This window comes from Azospirillum tabaci, assembly GCF_014596085.1.
Taxonomy (GTDB): Bacteria; Pseudomonadota; Alphaproteobacteria; order Azospirillales; family Azospirillaceae; genus Azospirillum; species Azospirillum tabaci.
In genome coordinates, this window is record NZ_JACCJY010000015.1 from 1 (window position 1) to 22952 (window position 22952).

A 22952-nucleotide genomic window follows, 5' to 3' on the forward strand; every position below is an offset into this window, starting at 1 on the left:
GGCCCCCCCCCGACCCCGCCCCCGCCGCCCCCCCCCCCCCACCCCAAAAAGAAAAAGGCCGCCCCGGGGGGCGCTCCCTTTCGCGTGTCGGCTGGGCCGCACGGTCAGCGCGAGTAGAACTCGACGACCAGGTTCGGTTCCATCTGGACCGGGTACGGAATGTCGGCCAGCAGCGGGACGCGGACGAAGCGGCCCTTCAGGGCGCCCGTGTCGACTTCCAGGTAGTCCGGGGTGTCGCGCTCACCCGAGGCGGCGGCCTCGAGGATGAGGGCCATCTGCTTGGACTTGGCGCGCACCTCGATGGTGTCGCCTTCCTTGATCTGGGCCGACGGGATGTTCAGGCGGCGGCCATTGACCAGGATGTGGCCATGGTTGATGATCTGGCGCGCGGCGAACGGGGTCGGCGCGAACTTCATGCGGTAGACCACCGCGTCCAGGCGGCGCTCCAGCAGGCCCACCAGGTTCTCGCCGGTGTCGCCCTTGCGGCGCACGGCCTCGGCGTAGATGCGGCGGAACTGCTTCTCGCCGATGTTGCCGTAATAGCCCTTCAGCTTCTGCTTCGCCATGAGCTGCAGGCCGTAGTCGGACGGCTTCTTGCGGCGCTGGCCGTGCTGGCCCGGGCCATACTCACGCTTGTTGATCGGCGACTTGCCGCGGCCCCAGAGGTTTACGCCGAGGCGGCGGTCGATCTTGTACTTGGACTGTTGACGCTTGGCCATTTTGGTCCTCGATGGAACACGAGTTGGTTTTGTCCCGGTAGTTCCGCGGAACAGGCCGCGGACGGGGCGCAAACAAGAGGCACGCCCGCTTTCCCAGGAGTGAAGGCGCGCACTATACGGATTCGGCGCGCCTTGTCAAACCATGAGTCGGGTCAAACCAAGAGTCGTGTCGGACCACGAAGCGTCAGCAGCACTCATCCTCCAACTGCCGCAGCATGGCCAGCCCTTCCTCGTCCTCGTGTTCCTCGAACAGATCGGAGATGTAATAGACGTTGGCGCAGAGCAGGCACAGCCCGTCCGCCTGACGCTTCAACGGGTCGTCGGCCACGGCCAGCTTCGCCCGGAAGCGCTCCCAGAAAGCGTTGGTCTTGGCCGGGTCGTCGATGTGCATGTACAGGCGCTCGATGATGCGGCGGGAGTTGCCCTCGCAGTCGATGCCCTTGAAGGAGACGTAGCGGTCGGGAGTGTCGGTTGCGTCCACGGTCGTGCTTCCCACGAAAGAGGCTTGTGTTGACCTCTCTCATCGCGGAAGGCGGGTCCAGGAACAAGACCCGCTGCACGAACGGCGGGCGGACGGCGTGAACGGCGGGAGTCCTGCGCGAACGGTTCGCGCTCTTACCATTCGGGCGGCCCATTCAGGCGCCCCATTCAGGCGGCGTGTGACAGCTCTTCCTCGGTGAAGTCCAGCAGCGTGTTCAGCCGCTGCGGGGTCAGCGCCTCAATCCCCTCATGCCACATCACCTCGCCGAACAGGGCGTGCAGAGCGGCGAGACGTTCCGGCGCCAGCCCGGTCAGGCGGTCGCCGTAATACTCCACCACGAGTTGGTCCACATAGGCGTGGTCGTCGTCCAGGAAAGCCATGGCCGTATCTCCTCGTCATCGTGGCGCCCACCCGATGCGGGCGCCGGCCATGGCTTTGTTCTACGCCTGCGGCGGCACCGGACGATTGAGGCGGATCAACCGCCGCCGGAAGTCACAGGGCGGCGAGAACAACCCTGATGCGCGTATGGGGAAAGGCTAGAGAGCCAGCAGCTTCTTCAACTGCTCGATCCGGCCGCGGCTGACCGGTACGCGGGGGGCGCCGGGGGCGGCCATGACGAAGGCGGCCCGCCCGTCGCTGCGGTCGATGGCCTGGGCGTGGCGCAGGTTGACCAGATAGCGGCGGTGCGCCCGCACGAACTGCCGCCCGTCAAGCCGCGCCTCCAACTCCGACAGGGAGAGCGAGCAGAAGAAAGCACCGTCCGCCGTGTGGACCCGCGTGTAATGGCCGTCGGCCTGCACATAGACCGCGTCGGCGGGATCGATCAGAACCACGCCCTGCCGCGTCGTGATCGGCAGCTTCACCAGCGGCGTGACCGGTTCGGCCACCGCGTCCGCGGGCGGCGGCGGAACCGGCTCGGGAAGCGCCTTCCCGTTGACCTCGAACAGCATCAGGGCCAGCGCGGCCCCGCCGCCCGCCGGTAGGGCGGTCGCCTTCACCACGATGGTCCGCCCCGGCAGGGCCACCATCATGGAACTGGCCGCCGCCGGGGAGTCCGGGTCGTGCGCCGCGGCCAGCAGCAGTTCCACCTTGGCCCGGCTGCCCGGCGGGTGCAGGTCGTGCAGGCTTGCCCCCAGCAGCGGACGGTCACGGCCCAGCATCCGCGCCACGGCGGCGTTGACCGACACCACGCGCCGGTCGCCGTCGAGCAGGACGAGGCCAACGTCCATATGCTGCAAGGTGTATTCCATGGGGCAGTATAGGCCGCGATTCGCCCCGGAAGGGAAGAGCTAAGGGAAGAGGTTACGCTTCGCCCTTGCGCCGTCCGGTCAGCGCAGCGACGACGCCGTGGAAGGTGCGGACCTCCTGCTCGGTCATCTGCATCCGCTCCAGGGCGTTGCGCAGGGTGCGGACCATGGAGGGGCGCTTCTCCGGCGTCGTGAAGAAGCCGGTGCGGTCGAGGTCGCCCTCCAGATGCTCGAAGAAGTTCAGAAGCTCCGCCTTGGTCGCCGGGCGGGTCTGGCCGGTGTGCAGCACGCGGTCGGGCGGGATCTCGCCGGTCTGGAACCACTCGTAGCCGATCAGCAGCACCGCCTGCGCCAGATTGAGCGAGGAGAAGGACGGGTTCAGCGGCACGGTGATCAGCGTTGAAGCCAGCGTCAGGTCGTCGTTGACCAGACCGGTGCGCTCCGGCCCGAACAGCACGCCGGTCTTGTGCCCGGCGTCGACATGGGCGCGCAGCTCCGTCGCGGCGACACGCGGGGTGACGAACTCCTGGATCATCCCGCGGGTGCGGACGGTGGTGGCGAAGACCACGTTCAGGTCGGCCACGGCCTCCGCGGTCGTGTCGTAGAGCTTCGCCCCGTCCAGCACCAGATCGGCGCCCGACGCCGCAGCCACCGCCTTCTCGTTCGGCCAGCCGTCGCGCGGCTTCACCAGACGCAGCTCGGTCAGGCCGCAGTTGAGCATGGCCCGCGCGCAGGCGCCGATGTTCTCGCCGAGCTGGGGCTGCACGAGGATGATGGTCGGGCCGCCCAGGACGGAGGGCCGGTTGGGGTCTTTGCCGGAGGTCATGATCTGAACTTTGGTCTCAGCTTCGCGGTGTTGCGCCGCCTTTAAACAGCTTGAATGTGTAACTGTCCACCAGCGCCTCCATCGACGCCTCGATGATGTTGGTGGAAACGCCCAGCGTCGACCATTCCTGCCCGTCGCCGTTGCGCGAGCGGATCAGCACGCGCGGCATGGCGCCGGTGCCGTCCTTGGCCGCCAGGATGCGCACGCGGTAGTCGGACAGCTTCACCCCGTCGAGCAGCGGGTACAGCGGCTCCAGCGCCTTGCGCATCGCCGTGTCCAGCGCGTTCACCGGGCCGTTGCCCGACGCCACCTCGTGATACTCCGTGCCGCCGATCTTCACCCGCACCACCGCCTCGGACTCGACCACCAGCTCGCCCTTGGCGTTGTAGCGGCGCTCGTCGGTCACGTGGAAGCGCTTCAGGGTGAAATAGTCGGGCACCTCGCCCAGCTCGCGGCGGACCAGAAGCTCGAAGCTGGCCTCGGCGGTGTCGTAGGCGTAGCCCTCGGTGTCGCGCTGCTTCACGAGGTCGAGCAGGCGGTTCAGCCGCTCGTCCTTCGAATCCACGGCCATGCCCATCTCCCGCAGCCGCGCGATGACGTTGGAGCGGCCCGCCTGGTCCGACATGACGATCTGGCGGCGGTTGCCGACCGCCTCCGGCTCGACATGCTCGTAGGAGGACGGGTCCTTCTCCACGGCGGAGACGTGCAGCCCGCCCTTGTGGGCGAAGGCGCTGGCGCCGACGTAGGGGGCGTGGCGGTTCGGCGCGCGGTTCAGCCGCTCGTCGAACTTGCGGCTGATCTCGGTCAGCAGCGGCAGGTCGGCGGGCCTGATGCCGACGTCGTAGCCCATCTTCAGCATCAGCGACGGGATCAGCGACACGAGGTTGGCGTTGCCGCAGCGCTCGCCCAGCCCGTTGATCGTCCCCTGCACCATCCGCACCCCGGCCCGCACCGCGGCCAGCGAGTTGGCGACGGCGTTCTCGGTGTCGTTGTGGCAGTGGATGCCCAGCCGCTCGCCGGGGATGCCATGCTCCTCGATCACTTGCCGGACGATCGCGTCGATCTCGTGGGGCAGCGTGCCGCCGTTGGTGTCGCACAGCACGACCCAGCGCGCCCCCGCCTCATAGGCGGCCTTGATGCAGGCGGCGGCGTAGGCGGGGTTGCGCTTGTAGCCGTCGAAGAAATGCTCGGCATCGAACAGCGCCTCGCCCTTGGCGGCCTTCAACGCGGCGATGCTGTCGGCGATCAGCTCGATGTTCTCGTCACGCGGGATCGCCAGCGCCACGTCGACATGGAAGTCCCAGGTTTTGCCGACGATGCAGACGGCGCGCGCCTTGGACTGGATCAGGGCGGCGAGCTGCGGGTCGTTCGCGGTGCTGCGGCCCGGACGGCGGGTCATGCCGAAGGCGGTGAAGGTCGAACGGGCGAGGTCCGGCGCCTCGGCAAAGAATTGGTCGTCGGTCGGGTTGGCGCCGGGCCAGCCGCCTTCCACATAGTCAATCCCCAGCCGGTCGAGGTCGCGGGCGATGGCGATCTTGTCGGCGACGGAGAAATCCACGTCCTGGGTCTGCGCCCCGTCGCGCAACGTGGTGTCGTACAGATGGATGCGTTCGCCCGTCATTGCCGCCGCCCGAAGATATTGGTCGCCCGAAGGAAGGTCATAGGACTGCCCGGAGGGCCGGAAGAATGGACGATGCGCTCCGCCATCTCAATGCTTTTGATCGCATCCGCCAGGAATGCGGGGCTTTGCCGCGCCGGACATAGGCACGCAATGGAGGTAATAGGACAAATGTACTGACCGAACAAACCATCGTCTGTGCTACACAGCCGCCCCTCTGCATGGCGCCTATCTCACGGGTGCGGTACTCTTTTCTGGCCGGACGCCTGTTGGTCTGGCCTGTTGGTCTGTATAATCACCGGCCCTTCTGAACGGATTGGATTGGACACAGTGACTTCCGCGGGTGACGACGACCAGGACAAGCTCGTCATGGTGATCGACGACGAGCGGACGGTTCTGCAGGCCCTCAATCTCCTTCTGGAGATGTGGGGGTACCGGGTCGTCACCGCCGAAAGCGAGGGCGAGGCCGTCGACCGCTTGTCCATCGCCGGGGAAACGCCGCACGCCATCCTGGCCGACTACCGCCTGCGCGAAGGGCGCACCGGCGTCCAGGCCATCGACCGCATCCGGGCGGAATCAGGGGCCGAGGTGCCGGGCGTCATCATCACCGGTGACACTTCCACCGAAGGGCTGCGCGACGCCCGCGCCCGTGGGCTGACCGTTCTGCAAAAGCCGGTGCTGCCACCCCATCTCCAGGCGGTGCTGACCAAGGTCCTGCGGGAACAGCCCGCCGGCACGGCGTGACGGGCCGGACCGGCATGGACGTTCCCTTACCGCCGGCGCCCGCCACGCCACCCAAGCCGAAGCGCAAGCGCACCGCCGCTCCCGACGGGCGGCTGTTCCGCTCATGGGAAAGCTGGGTGGTCTTCGGGCTGGGGCTGTTGTTGACCGGCCTCGGCTGGTGGCTGCTGACCGAGCAGAACCACCGGCTCGCCGAGGCGCGCTTCCGCGCGCTGGCCAGCGATCTGGCCGGTGACGTCACGGCGCGGCTCGACACCTATGAACAGATGCTCCAGGGCGCCGTGGCGATGGTGGACGCCGGCGGCGGGCAGGTCAGCCGCACGGAATGGCGGGCCTACGTCACCGGCCTCCATGTCGAGGACCGCTATCCCGGCATCCAGGGCATCGGCTACGCCAAGCGCGTGAAGGCCCACGACCGGGAGCAGCACGAGGCGTCGCTGCACGCCGCCGGCTTCTACAGCTACCGCGTGACGCCGGAGGGGGAACGGCCCGAGTATTTTCCGATCGTCTACATCGAGCCCTTCGCCAGCCGCAACCTGCGGGCCTTCGGCTTCGACATGCACGCCGAGCCGACCCGCCAAGCCGCCATGGAGCGCGCCCGCAGCACCGGCACCGCCGCAGCCACCGCCCGGCTGCGGCTGGTTCAGGAAACCGACCAAGACGTGCAGCCCGGCTTCCTCATCTATGTGCCCGTCTACGACCAGACCCTGCCCCTGACCACCGACGCCGACCGGCGCGAGTCGCTGCTGGGCTTCGTCTACAGCCCCTTCCGTGCGCACGATCTGATGCGCAGCATCATGGGCGGGGGCGCGTCGGAACTGCTGGACATCCGTGTCCATGACGGGACGGACGCCACGCCGGACTCGCTGATGTTCGACTCCGCGACCACCCGGGAGGCCGCCTTTCAGGAGGTTCTCCATGTGAAGGTGTTCGGCCGGCCGTGGACGCTGGTTCTGTCCGGCACCCACGCCTTCGAGGGGAGCGTGGCCAGCGCCACGCCGCGGGCGGTGCTGTTCGCCGGCCTGATCATCACGCTGCTTCTGGTCGCCACCGTCAATTCCGTGCTTCAGGACCGCGACCGCATGGCCGAGCTGCGCCGCAGCTACGACGCGCTGGCGCTGGCGCGCGCGGAGGCGGAGCAGGCCAACGCCGCCAAGTCGCGCTTCCTCGCCGCCGCCAGCCACGACCTGCGCCAGCCGCTCCAGACGCTGGGCATCTATCTGCACATGATCGGCGAACAGGCGGACAGCCCCCGGCTGCGCAAGCTGGTGGACGCCGCCCGCGATGGGTTCGAAGCGACCCAGCGCCTGCTGAATTCGTTGATGGACATCGCCACGCTGGAAACCGGCGTGATCAGCCCGCAGCTTGCCGAGCTGGATCTGCCCGTCTTCCTGGAGCGCATCTGCGAGGAGGGCCGGCTGGAGGCCGCGGGCAAGGGACTGGGCTTCCGAGTCACCTGCGGCGGCGCCCGCGTGACGACCGACCCGGCGATGCTGGAGCGGATCGTCCGCAACCTGCTGAGCAACGCGCTGAAATACACCCACAGCGGCACCATCCGGGTGACCTGCCGGCAGGCGCGCGGTTTCACCTCCATCAAGGTGCAGGACACCGGCCCCGGTATCCCGCAGGACCGGCTGCACCTGATCTTCGAGGACTTCTACCAGATCGGCAATCCGGAGCGCGACCGGCGCAAGGGCCTCGGCCTCGGCCTCGCCACCGTGGCGCGGCTCAGCCGGCTGCTCGGCTACCGGGTGCGGGTGCTGTCGCGTCCCGGCCGCGGCGCCATCTTTCTGGTCGAGATCCCCGACGAGGCGCCAAGCCCCCATCAGACCAGCGAGACCCGGACCACCAAGACGGCGACCTCGGCGGCGTGACGCCCTCGGGTGCTTTTGGCAATCGCCGACGCCGCAGACCTCCGGCAATGCTGGAAAAACCCGCGGCGGGATCGGTGGGTCACCGAGTCGGCGATTGCCAAATCCGGGGCCGGATCAGGCCGTCGCCGGCCGGGCCGACCGGGCGCGCATCAGCACCCACACCGCCGACACGCCGGCCAGCTTGGACGCGAGGCTGGCCGCCCAGACCGCCGGGTCCCAGATGCCGAGCATGCCGAAGAACAGCGCGGTGTCCACCGGCACCGACAGGGCGGCGCTGATCCACAGCCGGTCGCGCAGCGGGCGGCGGGTGACGGTGAAGACACCCCAGTCGATCAGCTCCGACACCGCGAAGGCGGTGACGCTGGCCGTCGCGACGAAGGGGTCGGCCAGCAGGAAGGACAGCAGCGTGGCGGTCAGCATGGCGGCCAGCGACCAGTGGCCGTAGCGGACCTGGACCATGTCGCGCAGGATGAAGATCAACCCGGCCCAGCAGGACCACACCAGATCCAGATGCGGCGCCAGGCTGAAGGCGTAGTTGATGGCGAGTACGCTGCCGATGTAGGCGGCGAGCCAGAGCATGATGGAATCCTCCAAAAGCCACCCGCGGAAATACGGGCGCGAACGACGGCGCCACCCGCGTGAATGCGAGCGCTCCGCAGCGGTCTTGTAACAGGTTCGAACCCCTGACGTGAACCCTCGGCGCGCGCCGGTGCGGCCGGGGCGCAACCGGTGGGGCAACCGGCGGGAACGACTTACCCCCATATCGGTTCCCCGAATGCGCCGCCGCGTCTAGCGCATCCGGACGATGCCCTGGCGCGTTCGTTCGGGGAGGCGAGACGAAAAAAAACCCGAAAGGTGTGGGCGATGGCGGCGGCGGGCGTGGCAAACGGATTGGGCGGCACACGGGATCACTCCCTGGATGCAGCGCGCAGCCTGCTGATGATCCTCGGCGTGCCCTACCACGCGGCGCTGATCTACACGCCGGGCTACGACTGGGTGATGAACTCTCCAGACGGGATCGCCTGGATCGGGCTGTTCGCGGATTTCATCCACAGCTTCCGCATGCCCGCCTTCTTCCTGATCTCCGGCCTGCTGATCACCCACAGCCTGCGCCGCCACGGGCCGCGGGCGACGCTCACCTCGCGCGCCTCGCGGCTGCTGGTGCCGCTCGTCGCCATGGCGGCGACGCTGAACGTCGCGCAGTTATGGATGGAAAGCCGCGCCATCGACCCCGGCCTGACCGCCGGCGAGTTCGTCACCCAGACCATCCCGGCTGCCTTCTGGAGCGGCGGGCTCGTCTATCACCTGTGGTTCCTGGTCGAGCTGTTCATCAGCGTGCTGGCGCTCTGCCTCGCCTACCCGCCGCTCGTCGCGCTGCACCGGAGGATGGCGGAGCGCGCGCCGGGGCTGGCCCGCTGGCTGGCCGACCCGCCGGACTGGCTGCCGCCGCTCCTGCTCAGCCTCGTCATGATGGGGGTGCTGGGGTTCGACAACATCTCCGACCTGCTGGTGACGCCGCTGGTGCCGACCAATTCCACCGCGGTCAGCATCGTCACCTCGGCGGGCTTCTTCACGGTCGGGGTGCTGATCGCCCATTGGCCGGGCGGGGCCAGGCGCTACGCCAAGGCGAGCTGGGGCGTGGCGCTGACCTATCTGGCCTGCTTCGCCATCCACATCGGCATGGTCGGCGTGGAGAAGCCCATGCCCGTGCGCTTCCTCGACGAGGCGTTGCGCGCCGTCGCCGCCTGGTCGGCCTTCCGCTTCGTCCTCGGCCTGACGCAGTCCTTCTTCTCGGCGGAGAGCCGCCGGGTGCGGGCGCTGTCGCAGGCCTCCTACACGATCTACCTGCTGCACCATCTGGTGGTCATGGCCCTGGGCTTCGCCCTGTTGGCCGTCACCGCGCCGCCGCTGCTGGAGTTCGCCGCGATCACCGCGGTGGGGCTGTTCATGCCGCTGGCGCTCCATCACGGGCTGGTGCGCCGTTCGCCGACGCTGCGCCTCCTGATGAATGGCGTCCCGCCGGGCGAAGCGAAGAAGCGAAGCAGCCCGGCGCGCGGCCGCGAGGCGATGGCGCGCCGGACCGGCTGAGCGCAGGCAAAGCCAAACGTTCTTAGACCATGGTCGCATGCCCACACCCCCGCGCCGGCTTTGCCCGGCGGGCGGCGCTGAAGTAACCTATAGGTCATCCGCCCACGTTCCCTGACCGCCCTTCCGGCATCGGGTGGCTGTTTGGGGTGTTGGATGCCATGCCGATGCTTTTCGGGACCCGCACTGTGACCAGTCATCCGGCCTCGGACGCTCTCCCCTCCGAGGCTCCGCCCGGCGCCTCTTTGCCAAGCCCATCCGTGCCCGGCCCGTCCCTGCCGCGGGCCGCCTCGATGGCGGAGGACGCCTGCGCCGCCGCGCGGGAGCTTTTCGAGGGCTTGTGCGGGCGGGACCCCGCCGCCGCCGCGGAGTTGGAGATGGTGCTGGTCTTCTGCTCCGCCCATTACGACCGGGTGGAGCTGGCGGCGGCCCTGGCCGAGCTGTTCGGGCCGGTGCCGGTGGTCGGCTGCACCACGGCGGGCGAGATCACGCCCTTCGGCTACGCCGCCGGGTCGCTGGTCGGGATCGGTTTCCCGCGCGCCGACTTCACCATCGCCACCCAGCGCATCGATGATCTCGACCGCTTCTCCATCGCCGAGGCGCCGCGCGTCCTGCGCAGCCTGATGGAGCAGCGCGACATCGCCCTGGCCGCCCGGACCGATGCCTTCCCCGACCATGGCAGCTTCGCCTTCCTGATGATCGACGGCATGTCGCGGGTGGAGGAGATGGTGGTCAGCGCGCTGCACAGCGTGCTGATGGACATTCCGCTGTTCGGCGGCTCCGCCGGGGACGAGCTGCGCTTCGAGCGCACCTTCGTCCTGCACGAGGGGCGGTTCCACACCAACGCCGCCGTGCTGATGCTGGTCACCACCGCACGCCGCTTCGTGGTCTTCCGGACCGAGCATTTCGTGGCGTCCGACGCCAAGATGGTGGTGACCGGGGCCGACCCGCAGCGCCGCATCGTCACCGAGATCAACGCCGAACCGGCGGGCCGCGAGTACGCCCGCATGGTCGGGCTGGAGGGGGAGCCGCTGACTCCCCTGATCTTCGCCGCCTATCCCGTCGTCGTGCGGGTGGGGGGCGAGTACCATGTCCGCTCCATCCAGAAGGTCAACGACGACGAGAGCCTGACCTTCTACTGCGCCATCGACGAGGGAATCGTGCTGACCGTCGCCCGCGGCGTCGACCCGGTGGAGAACCTGGAGGAGATGATGCGCAAGCTGGCGGCGGAAGTCGGCGGGCCGCCGGACCTCGTGCTCGGCTGCGACTGCATCCTGCGCCGGCTGGAGCTGGAGCAGCGGCAGCTCAAGCACGTCATGTCGGCGGCGCTGGCGCGGCACAACGTCATCGGCTTCTGCGCCTACGGCGAGCAGTACAACGCCATGCATGTCAACCAGACCTTCACCGGTGTCGCGATAGGTGCGCGATGACGCTCATCTTCGACTGGCGGGAACCATCCCGCCCCCCCGCCAACCAGCCGTCCGCCAACCCGCCGCCCGCCGCCCGCCCGTCCTCGACCGACGAGCAAAGCCGGCTGGAGGCGCTGGAGCGCGAGAACGCCAAGCTCCGCCGCATCAACCAGGTGCTGATGGACCGGGTGGAGCGGTCGATGGACGTGCAGGGGGGCGCCTTCTCCCTGTTCCAGACCGCCATCGTCCTGGAGCAGAAGGTGCGCGAGCGCACTCTGGAGCTGGAGCGCGCCCTGCGCGAGCTGGAGGACAGCCACCGCGCGCTGGCCCGCGCCAAGGAGTTGGCCGACACCATGCGCGGCCGCCTGTCGGAGGCCATCGAGTCGGTCAACGAGGGCTTCGCCATCTTCGACAGCGACGACCGGCTGGTGCTGTGCAACAGCAAGTACTTGGCCCTGTGGCCGGAAATCCGCGACCGCATCGTTCCGGGCATCCGCTTCCAGGAGATCGCCGAGCTGGCGGCCTCCTCGCGCACCATCGCCGACGCCTACCCGCGGCCCGACCGCTGGCTGTCGGAGCGGCTGGCCCAGCACCGGGCGCTGAAGGGCCCCTACGTCTACCGGCTGGCGGACGGGCGCTGGGTCCAGGTCAACGAGCGGCGGACCCGCGACGGCGGGGTGGTCGGCGTCTACACCGACATCACCGACATCAAGGAGCATGAGACCCGCCGCCGCGAACGCGAGCTGGCCGAGAAGTCGGCGCTCCTCCAGGCGACGCTGGACAACATCGCCCAGGGGGTCGGGGTGTACGACCGCGACCAGCGGCTGGTCGCCTGGAACGAGCGCTTCACCGGTCTGCTGCGCCTGCCCGCCAACGTGGCGGAGCGCGGGGCGGGCTTCGCCGACTTCGTGCTGCACCACGCCGCACTCGGCGACCGCGGCTTGTCGCTGAGTGCCCTGATGATGCCGAGCTGCCTCGTCGAGCAGCCCTGGCTGGACGACACGGTGCTGGAGATCAGCCGCAACCCCATGCCGGGCGGCGGCTTCGTCCTGACCTTCACCGACATCACCGAGCGCAAGCGGGCCGAGCAGGCGCTGCGCGACAGCGAGGAGCGCATCCGGCTGGTCACCGACGCGGTGCCGGCGCTGATCGCCTATGTCGACGCCGAGCAGCGCTTCCGCTTCGTCAACAAGGCCTACGAGGGCTGGTTCAACCGCAAGCGCGAGGAGATCGAGGGCCAGCCCATGTGGGCGGCGCTGGGCGACCTCTATTACGAGGTGCGGCGCTCCTACGTGCTGCGGGCGCTGGCCGGCGAGGAGGTCACCTTCGACCTGGAGCTGCCCGGCGAGAACGGCGCCCCGCGCTACGCCGTCGCCACCTACATCCCGCATTTCGGCGAGCGGCGGGGCAGCGGCAAGCCGGAAGTGCTGGGCTATTTCGGCCTGATCCACGACATCACCGAGCGGCGCATGGCGGCGGAGGCCCTGGCCGACGCCAAGGACAGCCTGGAGCGCCGCGTCGTCGAGCGCACCGCCGAGCTGACCCGGCTCAACGGCCAGCTCCAGCAGGAGATTGCCGAGCGCATCGCCGCGGAGGAGGCGCTGCGGCTGGCCAAGGCGGAGGCGGAGCAGGCCAACCTATCCAAGACGCGCTTCCTGGCGGCGGCCAGCCACGACCTGCTGCAACCGCTGAACGCGGCGCGGCTGTTCGTCTCGGCGCTGGGCGACCTGGAGCAGCCGGAGCCGAACCGCGGGCTGGTCGACAACATCGACGTCGCCCTGGCCTCGGTCGAGGACCTGCTGTCGGCGCTGCTGGACATCTCCAAGCTGGACGCCGGGGCGGTGCGGCCGGAGATCGCCGATTTCCCGATCAAGAGCCTGTTCGGCGCGCTGGCCACCGAATACGCGGCGGTGGCGAAGGAGCGCGGGCTGGACCTCTGCGTCGTTCCCAGCCACGCCGTGGTGCGCAGCGACATCCGGCTGCTGCGCCGGATCCTGCAGAACTTCCTGTCCAACGCCCTGCGCTACACCCAGGCAAAGAGGGCGGCGAAACGAGGGGCCGAGGGCGGAGCCGGGCGCGTGCTGGTCGGCTGCCGGCGGACGCCCGAGGGCTTGCGGATCGAGGTGTGGGACACCGGCCCCGGCGTGCCCGCCGACAAGCTGAGCGAGATCTTCCAGGAATTCCGCCGCCTCGACACGCCCTGCGCCAACGAGCGGGTGCGCGGCATGGGCCTCGGCCTCGCCATCGTGGAGCGGGTGGCGCGGATGCTCGACCATCCGATCACCGTGCGGTCGCAGCCGGGGCGGGGCTCGGTCTTCGCGGTGACGGTGCCCTTCGGGCGCTACGCCCGCCCGGTGCGCGCGCTGGAGGCGCCGGTGCAGACCGCCTCGAACCGGCTGGCCGGCACGCGGGTGCTGGTGATCGACAACGAGCCGGCGGTGCTGGCCGGGATGCGCGCGTTGCTCGAAGGCTGGGGGTGCAGCGTCGCCACCGCGGCGTCGGGCGACGAGGCGCTGGCCGGGCTGGGGGCGGTGGCGCCGGACGTTCTGTTCGCGGACTATCACCTGGACGACGGGGTGATCGGCTTCACCGAGATCGCGCGGGTGCGCGAGCGCTGCGGGGCGGACCTGCCGTCGGTCCTCATCACCGCCAACCGCACCGCCGAAGTGGTGGAGGAGGCGCAGGCCAGGGGCTGCCATGTGCTGAACAAGCCGGTGCGGCCGGCCCAGCTCCGCGCGGTGATGACGGGCCTGCTGGCGTAAGGGACGCGATGGGCTTCCACCCCGGCCGCTCCCTGGGAAGCGGGAGCGAAGGGCCGGGGTGGGGGAAGAGCCAGGGACTCAGCGCGTCAGGCGGATGATCGTCACCATCATGCCGACCGCGTACAGCTCGGCCAGCGGAACGATCCAGGACGGGTGGAAAATGATCGACAGCGGCATGATCAGCAGAAGGATCAGCGCCGGAAACACGAAGTAAGGCGAATTGCAGTAAGCCGGCAGGCCATGCACCCGGCCCGAAACATCGCGCGACTCTTCGCCAATCAAACGATCCGCGTCGCCAACAGTTTGGTCCACCATTCTCTAGCACCCACTGTATTTATGGTCTTTTTCTTCTCCATCTCTGGCGGACGGAGCGCCGTCCCTATAGCACAGTTTGCCGCGGTGCGGGCACGACTTCGCGCCGTCTTGCCGGATGGCGAAAACGGCGCGGGAAGTCCTGATTTTTATTGTGGCTTTACGCCGCTTCGGTCAGCGCCAGATGCGGGCGGCGGACCATCGACTGGATGGTGAAGGGCGCGCGCACGCCGCCGCTGAACAGCTCGGCGCATTCCAGCGCCTTCAGTACCCGCTCCTCCGCCGGCAGACCGGCCGTCGAGGCGAGCGAGCCCAGCGCGTAGTCGGACCCGCAGCCGATGGCGTGATAGCCGCGCACCGCCTCGCCCACCTGATAGTCGGACTGGACGGAGAAGAGGCGCCCCTCATAGCCCACCATGAAGGTGCCGCCGGTCTCCACGTCGTTGGAGCGGTGGGCGTAGCCGCCGTCCTTCAGGCAGCCGCGCACAGCGTCCACGAAATCGACGACCATATAGCGGAAGACGTCGGCCTCGGGGTCGCGGTGCGGCGGCTCCAGCCGGTAATGCAGAAGCTGGCCCATGCGGAAGCTGCTGGTGAAGCCGATCAGCATGTCGGCGTTGCGAAACACCTTGGTGTCCGCGCGCACGGTGATGTCCAGGCCGTTCACGCCCGCGCTGTCACCGCCCATCCACACACGATCGCCGTCCACCAAGCCAACAATGCAGGTCATCGCCGTCCTCGTCCCTGAATCAATTTCGCCCGAAAGCAGGGACAGGGTGGGCTTTTATGGTTAACGAATTGTTGCATCGCGGCGGTGCCGAAGGAGGTATCCCGCTTCGGCACCTTGGCCTTAGCGCAAGCGCAACAAGAGCTTAGCGGGCCAGCCCGATCAGGGCGCGGACGGTGTTCTCGGCACCCTCGGCGATCTGCGCGAGGCTGGCGTCCAGCATGTAGCAGGGCGAGGTCACGACCTTCAGACGCCGGTCGGTCACGATCTCGCCGTGTCCGGTGACGCTGTGCCTGGCCCCCAGGCTTTCCAGCGCCGCAGCGGTGCCGGCGTCGGAGCCGATGGTGAGTTCCACCCCCTCCGCGCCGAACAGCTTCGCCAGGATGGCCGGGGCGATGCACAGGGCGCCGATGGGCTTGCCGGCGTCGCGCATGGCGCGCACGGCCGTCTCGACGTCCGGGTTGACCGTGCAGTCCGGCCCCTTGGAGGCGAAATCGCACAGGTTCTTCGCCGCCCCGAAGCCGCCGGGGAAGATCAGCGCGTCCACCGCGGCGGCGTCGAAAGTCGCGAGGTCGGCGACCTTGCCGCGGGCGATGCGGGCGGACTCGGCCAGCACGTTGCGGGTCTCCGCCGCCTCCTCGCCGGTGAGGTGGTTGACGACATGGGCCTGCGGGACGTTGGGGGCGAAGCACACGGCCTCCGCCCCGGCGCGGCTGATCGCCAGCAGGGTGCACACCGCCTCGTGAATCTCCGCCCCGTCATAGACGCCGCAGCCCGAGAGCACGACCGCGATCCGCAACGGCGTGTCCGCCATGGGTGAGTCCTCCTTGGTTCCGATGTCCCGCCCCGCGGGGGAAGGGTTGCCGGGAACCCTACCCCACGGCCGCGCTCACGCCTACTCCCCCGTCCTTACTCCCGGGGCGCGGCGTGCAGGCGCTTCTGCCCCTGGACGAAGCGGGCCAGCGTGTCGGACAGCACGCCGCGGGGGATCATCGCCTCGATCAGCTGGAAACGCCCGCGCGTGGCGAAGGCCTTGTCCAGCGCCGCCTTCAGCTCCGCCCGCGTGCGCACGCGGACGCCATCGCCGCCCATGCCCGCCGCCATGTCGGCGAAGCGCCAGTCGTCCAGGTCGTTGAAGGCCGATTCGGGCTGGAAGGTGCGCAGCATCTCCCAACTGGCGTTGTTGAACAGGATCACGATGGGGTCGATGCCCAGCCGTCGGCAGTTGCCAAGCTCCCACCCGGTCATCTGGAAGGCGCCGTCGCCGACCACCGTCAGAATGCGCTTGCCGCCCGACACGCACTGCGCCCCGATGCCCGCCGGCACGCCGAAGCCCATGCCCGCGTAATAGCCCGGCGCCATCAGCCCGGCGTCGATCATGTCCATGGCGGTGAACAGGCAGTCGCCCATGTCCGCCGCGATCAGCAGCGGTTCCTGCCCGGCGCGGACACGGTCGTTGACGGCGCGGGCGATGTCCATCGGGGCGATCGGCTCGCCGTCCGCCTGAAGGCCGGTGGGGTAGGCGTGGGGCTCCTTGCCGCGGGTCGTCCGGTCGGACGGCGGCAGCCGCTCCAGCAGGGCGTCCACCAGCCCGTCCAGCGGGATGTCGGCGTAGGTGTGATAGCCCAGCGTCACCGCCCGGTCGAAGGCGTGGATGGTCTTGCGCAGGTCGATCTTGCGCTGGGACACCGCGAAGTTGGTGTCGCTGAGGATCGCGCCGAGCAGGAACAGCCCGTCCGAGTCCTCGACCAGCCGGGTGATCTCCGCGTCGCCGGCGACGCCGATGTAGGTGCCGAGCGGCGGGGTCGGCGCGTCGGCCAGCAGGCCGCGCCCCATGAAGGTGGTCACCACCGGCACGCCCAGCCGCTGCGCCAGTTCCGCCACCTTGGCCTCCAGCCCGTAGCGCCGAACCTCGACGCAGACCATCAGCACCGGCGACTTGGCCGAGCGCATCGCCGCCAGCACCTCGTCCGCGCAGGCGGCGAGCGCGTCGCGGTCCACCGGCCAGGCCGGGTCGTTGCCCACCGGCTCGACCTCGGCGTTGACCATGTTGCGGGGGATTTCCAGATAGACCGGGCGCGACAGGGCGCGGGCGGCCCCCAGCACGCGGGCGATCTCCGCCGGGGCCTTGGCCGGGTCGTCCAGCCGCGCCTGGGCGACGGTGATCTCCTTGAACACCTGGAACTGCGTGTCCAGCGTGCGGCCCTGGTGGTGCAGCAGCAGGCCGGCGTTGCCCTCCGTCGTGCCCGGCGCGCCGGAGATGACGACGACCGGCGACTTCTCGGCGTAGGCGCCGGCCACCGCGTTCACCATGTTGAAGGCGCCCGCGCCGTAGGTGACCGCCGCCACCCCCAGCGTCGAACTGTAGCGCGCCGCCGCGTCCGCCGCGAAGCCCACCGCCGGCTCGTGGCTCAGTGTGTGGAGCGGCAGGATTTGCGTCTCCTCCGCCACCTTGAAGAAGGGCAAGGCGAAATCGCCCGGAATCCCGAACATGGCCTGTGCGCCGCGATCCTTCAGCGCGCGCAGCAGGGCTTCGGCCAGCTTCATGGCCGCTCTCCCGTTCCAATTGGTTTCGCGGGCCGAAAACCCGCACAGGGGGACAGCATCGCCTCCGGCACCGCTCCGCGCAAGAATTGTTTCATTCGAAACAATCCATTCGCGCCGGAAATTGTGGAGGGGTGGGAGAAGGATCGGGCGCCGAAGGCGATAGGCCCCGCGGTGTCCCCTTGGCGCCCGATGGGCGTCTTTCGGAGCGGCGCGCGGCGTGCTACGACTGCCGACCTGTCCCGACTTTCGAATGATGCCCGCATGTCCGTCGCCGTCCGCTTCGCCCCCAGCCCGACCGGTCTCCTCCACGTCGGCAATGTGCGCCTCGCGCTCGTCAACTGGCTGTTCGCGCGCAAGGCGGGCGGCAATTTCCTGCTGCGCCTCGACGACACGGACGAGGAGCGCTCCAAGCCGGAATACGCGGAGGGGATCGAGCGGGACCTGACCTGGCTCGGCCTGACCTGGGACCGCTTCGCGCGGGAGAGCGACCGCTATGGCCGCTATGACGAGGTGGCGGCGGCACTGAAGGCGGCCGGGCGGCTCTACCCCTGCTACGAAACGCCGGAGGAGCTGAACCTCAAGCGCGCCAGCCTCGTCTCGCAGGGCCGTCCGCCGATCTACGATCGCGCGGCGCTGCGCCTGACCGACGCCGACCGCACCCGCCTCGAAGCGGAGGGGCGCAAGCCGCACTGGCGCTTCAAGCTGGAGCACACGCCGGTCGAATGGACCGACCTCGTGCGCGGGCCGGTGCATTTCGAAGGCTCCGCGCTCAGCGATCCCGTGCTGATCCGCGAGGACGGGCGACCGCTCTACACCCTGACCAGCGTGGTGGACGACGTCGACCTCGCCATCACCCACGTCATCCGGGGCGAGGACCACGTCGCCAACACGGCGGTGCAGATCCAGATCTTCGAGGCGCTCACGCATATCGAGGGTGGCGGGGCCGTCCCGGTCTTCGCCCACCTGCCGCTGCTGACCGACGCGACGGGACAGGGCCTGTCCAAGCGGCTGGGCAGCCTGTCGGTGGCGTCCTTGCGTGAGGAGGAGGGGATCGAGCCGATGGCGCTGGCCAGCCTGCTCGCCAAGCTCGGCACCTCCGACGCCATCGAGCCGCGGCTGACGCTGGACGAACTGGTGGCCGAGTTCGACATCGCCAAGGTGTCCCGCGCCACCCCGAAGTTCGACCCGGAGGAGCTGCTGCGGCTGAATGCCCGCATCCTCCACCTGCTGCCCTTCGAGCGGGTCGCCGGGGAGTTGGCCGCGCTGGGTCTGGATGATGCCGACGCCGCCTTCTGGGAGGCGGTGCGCCCCAACCTGTCGCGCGTCGCCGAGGCCCGCGACTGGTGGGCGGTGACCCACGCCCCGGTCGCCCCGGCGGCGGACGACCCCGCCTTCCTGGCCGAGGCGGCGGCCCTGCTGCCGGAGGAGCCGTGGGACCTCTCCACCTGGGGCACCTGGACGGGTGCGGTGAAGGCGAAGACGGGTCGGAAGGGCAAGGATTTGTTCCTCCCCCTGCGCCGCGCCCTCACCGGGCGGGACCATGGACCGGAATTGAAGAACCTGCTACCCCTGATCGGCCGAACCCGCGCGCAAAAGCGCCTCGCGGGAGAGACGGCCTAGAATCAATTCTCCCAAGTCCCTTCTCCCCCCTGGGGAGAAGGTTAGGATGAGGGGGCGGCCGAAAGGCCGGAGTGAACTCCGCGCCGGAAAAGCCCTGCAAGGGGCCGGCGTTTCCCCTCACCCCGACCCTCTCCCCGGAGGGGAGAGGGGGATTTGGAAGACCCCATACAGGAGATAGGGCGCCGTGCCGCTGGACCTCTACAACACGCTGACCCGCCGCAAGGAACGCTTCGAGCCGATGACTCCGGACCGGGTGGGCATGTATGTGTGTGGACCCACGGTCTACGACACCGCGCACATCGGCAATGCCCGCCCGGTGGTGGTGTTCGACCTTCTGTTCCGGCTGCTGCGGCGGCTGTACCCGGCGGTCACCTACGTCCGCAACATCACCGATGTGGACGACAAGATCATCGACCGCTCGCGCGACAGCGGGGAGCCGATCGAGGCGCTGACCAAGCGCACCGCGGACCTCTACCACGCCGACATGGACGCGCTGAACGCGCTGCGCCCGACCATCGAGCCGCGCGCCACGCACCACATCTCGCACATGGTCGCGCTGATCGGGCTGCTGATCGAGCGCGGCCACGCCTATGCCGCGGAAGGGCACGTGTTGTTCTCCGTGCCGTCGATGGCGGAGTACGGGCAGCTCTCCCGCCGCTCGCTGGATGAACTGATCGCCGGCGCCCGTGTGGAGGTCGCCCCCTACAAGCGCGACTCCTCCGACTTCGTGCTGTGGAAGCCGAGCGCCGACGACCAGCCGGGTTGGGACAGCCCGTGGGGCCGGGGGCGGCCGGGCTGGCACATCGAATGCTCGGCCATGGCCAAGGAGCATCTGGGCGTCACCTTCGACATCCATGGCGGCGGGCTGGACCTGATCTTCCCACACCATGAGAACGAGATCGCCCAGAGCCGCTGCGCCCACGACGGCGAGCCGCTGGCCCGCTACTGGGTCCACAACGGCTTCGTGACCGTCGAGGGCGAGAAGATGTCCAAGTCGCTGGGCAACTTCTTCACCGTGCACGAGCTGTTGGACGAGTTCCCCGGCGAGGCTATCCGCCTGACGCTGATGAGCGCCCATTACCGCCAGCCGCTGGACTTCACCCGCGAGGGGCTGAAGCAGTCCAAGGCGACGCTCGACCGCTGGTACCAAGCGCTGCGCGGCGACCCGGCTCCGGCGGACGCCGAGCTGCCCTTCGACGTGTTGGCCGCGCTGGAGGACGACCTCAACAGCCCGCTCGCCATCTCCCACCTGCACGAGCTGGCCTCGGCGGTGAACAAAGCGACGGGAGACGCCGGAAAGGCCGCCGCCAAGGGCGCGCTGCGCGCCGCCGGCGAGGCGCTGGGCCTGCTCCAGCAGGACCCGGAAGCGTGGTTCCGCTGGGCGCCGAAGGGGGCCGCCGCCCTGTCCGACGCGGACATCCAGCAGCGCATCGACGACCGTCTGGCCGCCCGCAAGGCCAAGAACTACGCGGAGGCCGACCGCATCCGCAAGGAGTTGGCCGACCTCGGCATCGTCCTGGAGGACGGCCCGCAGGGCACGACCTGGAAGCGCGCCTGAACGCCGCGCCGGCGTTCTTTGGATGAATAATGGTTCGTCGGATGAAGGGAGGCCGCGCATGGAGCCGCGGCCTCCGCTCATCCAAAGGTCCAATGGACCGCTTCTTTCCCACGCAACGAAAATGGCGCCTTCCGCCGTCGCGGGAGGCGCCTGAGTTCGGTTCCATATGCACCACCACATGGGGGGGCCGGTCTGGACACGGATCAGACCGCCCGAAGGCTGTGCCGACTGGGGAAAATCCCAAAGTCGAATTCTGGATACCGCATTCCACGAAAAATCGCTATGATCATTTCGTCATATCGCGCGGATCGGAACGCAGCGCCTCCACCTCGCCATCGGAGAACAGGCGGGAGCGGGTGAGGAAGCGCACGCCCTCCGGCGCTTCCAGCGAGAAGCTGGCGCCGCGGCCCGGCACCACGTCGATGATGAGCTGGGTGTGCGACCAGTATTCGAACTGCGCCGCCCCCATGTAGAAGGGACAGCCCCCGATCTCCCCCAGCCGGACGTCCTGCCCGCCGGGGCGGAACTCCCCGTCCATGAAGCACATCGGCGCGCTGCCGTCGCAGCAGCCCCCGGACTGGTGAAAGAACAGCGGCCCGTAGAGCCCGCGCAGCTTTTCGATCAGCGCCAGGGCCGCCGGTGTGGCGACGACTCGTTCGACCATGGGCGGATGCTCCCAAATAGAATCCAAGCTGGACGAGAAAAGGGCCGGAGGCCGAATGGCCGCCGGCCCAAGGTCGTCAGGGAGGAGACAGGATGGTTAGAAGAAGCCGAGGGCCTTCGGGCTGTAGCTGACCAGCAGATTCTTGGTCTGCTGGTAGTGGTCGAGCATCATCTTGTGCGTCTCGCGGCCGATGCCCGACTGCTTGTAGCCGCCGAAGGCCGCGTGGGCCGGGTAGAGGTGGTAGCAGTTGGTCCACACGCGGCCCGCCTGGATGGCGCGGCCCATGCGGAAGGCGCGGTTGCCGTCGCGGCTCCACACGCCGGCGCCCAGGCCGTAGAGCGTGTCGTTGGCGATGGCGAGGGCCTCTTCCTCGGTCTTGAAGGTGGTCACGGACACGACCGGCCCGAAGATCTCCTCCTGGAAGATGCGCATCTTGTTGTGGCCTTCGAACACCGTCGGCTGGACGTAGTAGCCGCTCTCCAGCTCGCCGCCCAGATGGGCGCGCTCGCCGCCGATCAGCACCTTGGCGCCCTCGGCCTTGCCGATGTCGATGTAGGACAGGATCTTCTCGAGCTGGTCGATGGACGCCTGGGCGCCGATCATCGTCGCGGGGTCGAGCGGGCTGCCCTGCTTCACCGCGCCGACGCGGGCGACGGCCCGCTCCATGAACTTGTCGTAGATCTTCTCCTGCACCAGGACGCGCGACGGGCAGGTGCAGACCTCGCCCTGGTTCAGCGCGAACATGGCGAAGCCTTCCAGCGCCTTGTCCAGGAACTCGTCGTCGTCGGCCATCACGTCGTTGAAGAAGATGTTCGGCGACTTGCCGCCCAACTCCAGCGTGACCGGGATGATGTTCTCCGCCGCGTACTGCATGATCAGGCGGCCGGTCGTCGTCTCGCCGGTGAAGGCGATCTTGGCGATGCGCGGGCTCTGGGCCAGCGGCTTGCCCGCCTCGATGCCGAAGCCGTTGACGACGTTGAGGACGCCGTCGGGCAGCAGGTCGCCGATGATCTCCATCAGCACCATGATGGCCATCGGGGTCTGCTCGGCGGGCTTCAGCACGACGCAATTGCCGGCGGCCAGCGCCGGGGCGAGCTTCCACACGGCCATCAGCAGCGGGAAGTTCCAGGGGATGATCTGGCCGACGACGCCCAGCGGCTCATGGAAGTGGTAGGCGTAGGTGGTGTGGTCGATTTCCGCGATGGTGCCTTCCTGGGCGCGGACGCAGCCGGCGAAGTAGCGGAAATGGTCGATGGCGAGCGGCAGGTCGGCGTGGGTCGTCTCGCGGATCGGCTTGCCGTTGTCCAGCGTCTCGGCCAGCGCCAGGACGTCCAGACGCTCTTCCATGCGGTCGGCGATCTTGTTCAGGATGCGCGCGCGCTCCGCCGGGGAGGTGCGGCCCCAGGCGTCCTTGGCCTTGTGGGCGGCGTCCAGCGCCTTCTCGATGTCTTCCGCGGTGGAGCGGGCGACCTCGCACAGCGGCTTGCCGGTGATCGGGGTCAGGTTGGTGAAATACTGGCCCTTCGTCGGCGCCACCCACTGGCCGCCGATGAAGTTGTCGTAGCGCGGCCGGATGGCGACCTGCTTGCTGAGCGTTTCCAGGGCCTGATGGATCACGGCGGTTTCCTCCCGAAGCGGATTGCCCGAACTGAATGTCGTGGAATGACGTTTGGCGGGTTGTGCGCCCTGTGTCCGTTCGTCCGATGATCGGTATCCGTCACAGCGCCCCGCCGTTATCGCGGTTTCGGGGAAGGCCGGTAAA

At 68.9% G+C, this 22952-nt stretch carries 20 protein-coding genes; 7 read left to right on the top strand and 13 right to left on the bottom strand.

Annotated elements, in window-relative coordinates; all coding sequences use genetic code 11:
- Positions 1–104: 104 nt before the first annotated feature.
- From rpsD to cimA, 6 genes are all read right to left on the bottom strand, one after another.
- Complete coding sequence (gene rpsD, locus H0B54_RS14630) at positions 105–719, bottom strand: 30S ribosomal protein S4 (protein ID WP_149468641.1); 615 nt, start codon at positions 717–719, stop codon at positions 105–107.
- A 184-nt stretch (positions 720–903) separates the two neighbouring features.
- Positions 904–1200, bottom strand: a complete 297-nt coding sequence (gene cowN, locus H0B54_RS14635; protein WP_094303160.1) for a N(2)-fixation sustaining protein CowN — start codon at positions 1198–1200, stop codon at positions 904–906.
- Positions 1201–1367: 167 nt separating this feature from the next.
- Complete coding sequence (locus H0B54_RS14640) at positions 1368–1580, bottom strand: hypothetical protein (protein ID WP_145625007.1); 213 nt, start codon at positions 1578–1580, stop codon at positions 1368–1370.
- Between the two features lie 156 nt (positions 1581–1736).
- Entirely contained in the window at positions 1737–2429 is a 693-nt protein-coding gene (locus H0B54_RS14645; RefSeq protein WP_246472540.1) for a PAS domain-containing transcriptional regulator, read from the bottom strand.
- A gap of 73 nt (positions 2430–2502) precedes the next feature.
- On the bottom strand, positions 2503–3273 hold the full coding sequence (locus H0B54_RS14650) for an RNA methyltransferase (RefSeq protein WP_188260941.1): 771 nt from the start codon (positions 3271–3273) through the stop codon (positions 2503–2505).
- Positions 3274–3289: 16 nt separating this feature from the next.
- Entirely contained in the window at positions 3290–4894 is a 1605-nt protein-coding gene (gene cimA / locus H0B54_RS14655) for a citramalate synthase (protein ID WP_188260942.1), read from the bottom strand.
- Positions 4895–5221: 327 nt separating this feature from the next.
- On the opposite strand from cimA, the gene H0B54_RS14660 reads away from it, so the two are divergent.
- Positions 5222–5635 carry a response regulator gene (locus tag H0B54_RS14660; protein ID WP_188260943.1) on the top strand — a complete coding sequence of 138 codons (414 nt, stop codon included), beginning with the start codon at positions 5222–5224 and terminating at the stop codon, positions 5633–5635.
- 14 nt (positions 5636–5649) lie between these two features.
- Complete coding sequence (locus H0B54_RS14665; protein ID WP_188260944.1) at positions 5650–7506, top strand: CHASE domain-containing protein; 1857 nt, start codon at positions 5650–5652, stop codon at positions 7504–7506.
- Positions 7507–7620: 114 nt separating this feature from the next.
- On the opposite strand, the gene H0B54_RS14670 is transcribed toward H0B54_RS14665, so the two are convergent.
- A complete protein-coding gene (locus tag H0B54_RS14670) occupies positions 7621–8085 on the bottom strand; it encodes a preQ0 transporter (protein WP_188260945.1) in 465 nt (154 codons plus the stop codon).
- A 300-nt stretch (positions 8086–8385) separates the two neighbouring features.
- Between H0B54_RS14670 and H0B54_RS14675 the strand changes: the two genes are divergently transcribed.
- The 3 genes from H0B54_RS14675 to H0B54_RS29790 all read left to right on the top strand — a co-directional run bounded on the left by H0B54_RS14675 (position 8386) and on the right by H0B54_RS29790 (position 13762).
- On the top strand, positions 8386–9594 hold the full coding sequence (locus tag H0B54_RS14675) for an acyltransferase family protein (RefSeq protein ID WP_188260946.1): 1209 nt from the start codon (positions 8386–8388) through the stop codon (positions 9592–9594).
- Positions 9595–9851: 257 nt separating this feature from the next.
- Positions 9852–11021 (top strand): nitric oxide-sensing protein NosP, encoded by a 1170-nt coding sequence (nosP, locus tag H0B54_RS14680; RefSeq protein ID WP_343068945.1) that lies wholly within the window; start codon positions 9852–9854, stop codon positions 11019–11021.
- Positions 11018–13762 carry a NahK/ErcS family hybrid sensor histidine kinase/response regulator gene (locus tag H0B54_RS29790; protein WP_188260948.1) on the top strand — a complete coding sequence of 915 codons (2745 nt, stop codon included), beginning with the start codon at positions 11018–11020 and terminating at the stop codon, positions 13760–13762. Before nosP ends, H0B54_RS29790 begins: the two co-directional genes overlap by 4 nt.
- 78 nt (positions 13763–13840) lie before the next feature.
- Here H0B54_RS29790 and H0B54_RS14690 read toward each other — a convergent pair whose 3' ends face one another.
- The 4 genes from H0B54_RS14690 to ipdC all read right to left on the bottom strand — a co-directional run bounded on the left by H0B54_RS14690 (position 13841) and on the right by ipdC (position 17348).
- The gene (locus tag H0B54_RS14690) at positions 13841–14077 is read right to left on the bottom strand and encodes a hypothetical protein (protein ID WP_146205863.1); all 237 of its coding nucleotides are present in this window, start codon (positions 14075–14077) and stop codon (positions 13841–13843) included.
- A gap of 157 nt (positions 14078–14234) precedes the next feature.
- Positions 14235–14804 carry a hypothetical protein gene (locus H0B54_RS14695; RefSeq protein ID WP_094303149.1) on the bottom strand — a complete coding sequence of 190 codons (570 nt, stop codon included), beginning with the start codon at positions 14802–14804 and terminating at the stop codon, positions 14235–14237.
- A 142-nt stretch (positions 14805–14946) separates the two neighbouring features.
- Positions 14947–15615: an isoprenoid biosynthesis glyoxalase ElbB gene (gene elbB, locus H0B54_RS14700; RefSeq protein WP_188260949.1), complete on the bottom strand. Its 669-nt coding sequence runs from the start codon at positions 15613–15615 to the stop codon at positions 14947–14949.
- A 95-nt stretch (positions 15616–15710) separates the two neighbouring features.
- Entirely contained in the window at positions 15711–17348 is a 1638-nt protein-coding gene (ipdC, locus tag H0B54_RS14705; RefSeq protein ID WP_188260950.1) for an indolepyruvate/phenylpyruvate decarboxylase, read from the bottom strand.
- Positions 17349–17609: 261 nt separating this feature from the next.
- On the opposite strand from ipdC, the gene gltX reads away from it, so the two are divergent.
- The gene (gltX, locus tag H0B54_RS14710) at positions 17610–18968 is read left to right on the top strand and encodes a glutamate--tRNA ligase (RefSeq protein WP_188260951.1); all 1359 of its coding nucleotides are present in this window, start codon (positions 17610–17612) and stop codon (positions 18966–18968) included.
- Between the two features lie 184 nt (positions 18969–19152).
- Positions 19153–20526, top strand: a complete 1374-nt coding sequence (gene cysS / locus H0B54_RS14715) for a cysteine--tRNA ligase (RefSeq protein WP_188260952.1) — start codon at positions 19153–19155, stop codon at positions 20524–20526.
- A 286-nt stretch (positions 20527–20812) separates the two neighbouring features.
- Here the strand turns inward: cysS and H0B54_RS14720 are convergent, their stop codons facing one another.
- Positions 20813–21190, bottom strand: coding sequence for a DUF779 domain-containing protein (locus tag H0B54_RS14720; protein WP_188260953.1), 378 nt, complete (start codon positions 21188–21190; stop codon positions 20813–20815).
- A 96-nt stretch (positions 21191–21286) separates the two neighbouring features.
- The gene (gene adh, locus H0B54_RS14725) at positions 21287–22807 is read right to left on the bottom strand and encodes an aldehyde dehydrogenase (protein ID WP_094303143.1); all 1521 of its coding nucleotides are present in this window, start codon (positions 22805–22807) and stop codon (positions 21287–21289) included.
- Between the last annotated feature and the right edge of the window lie 145 nt (positions 22808–22952).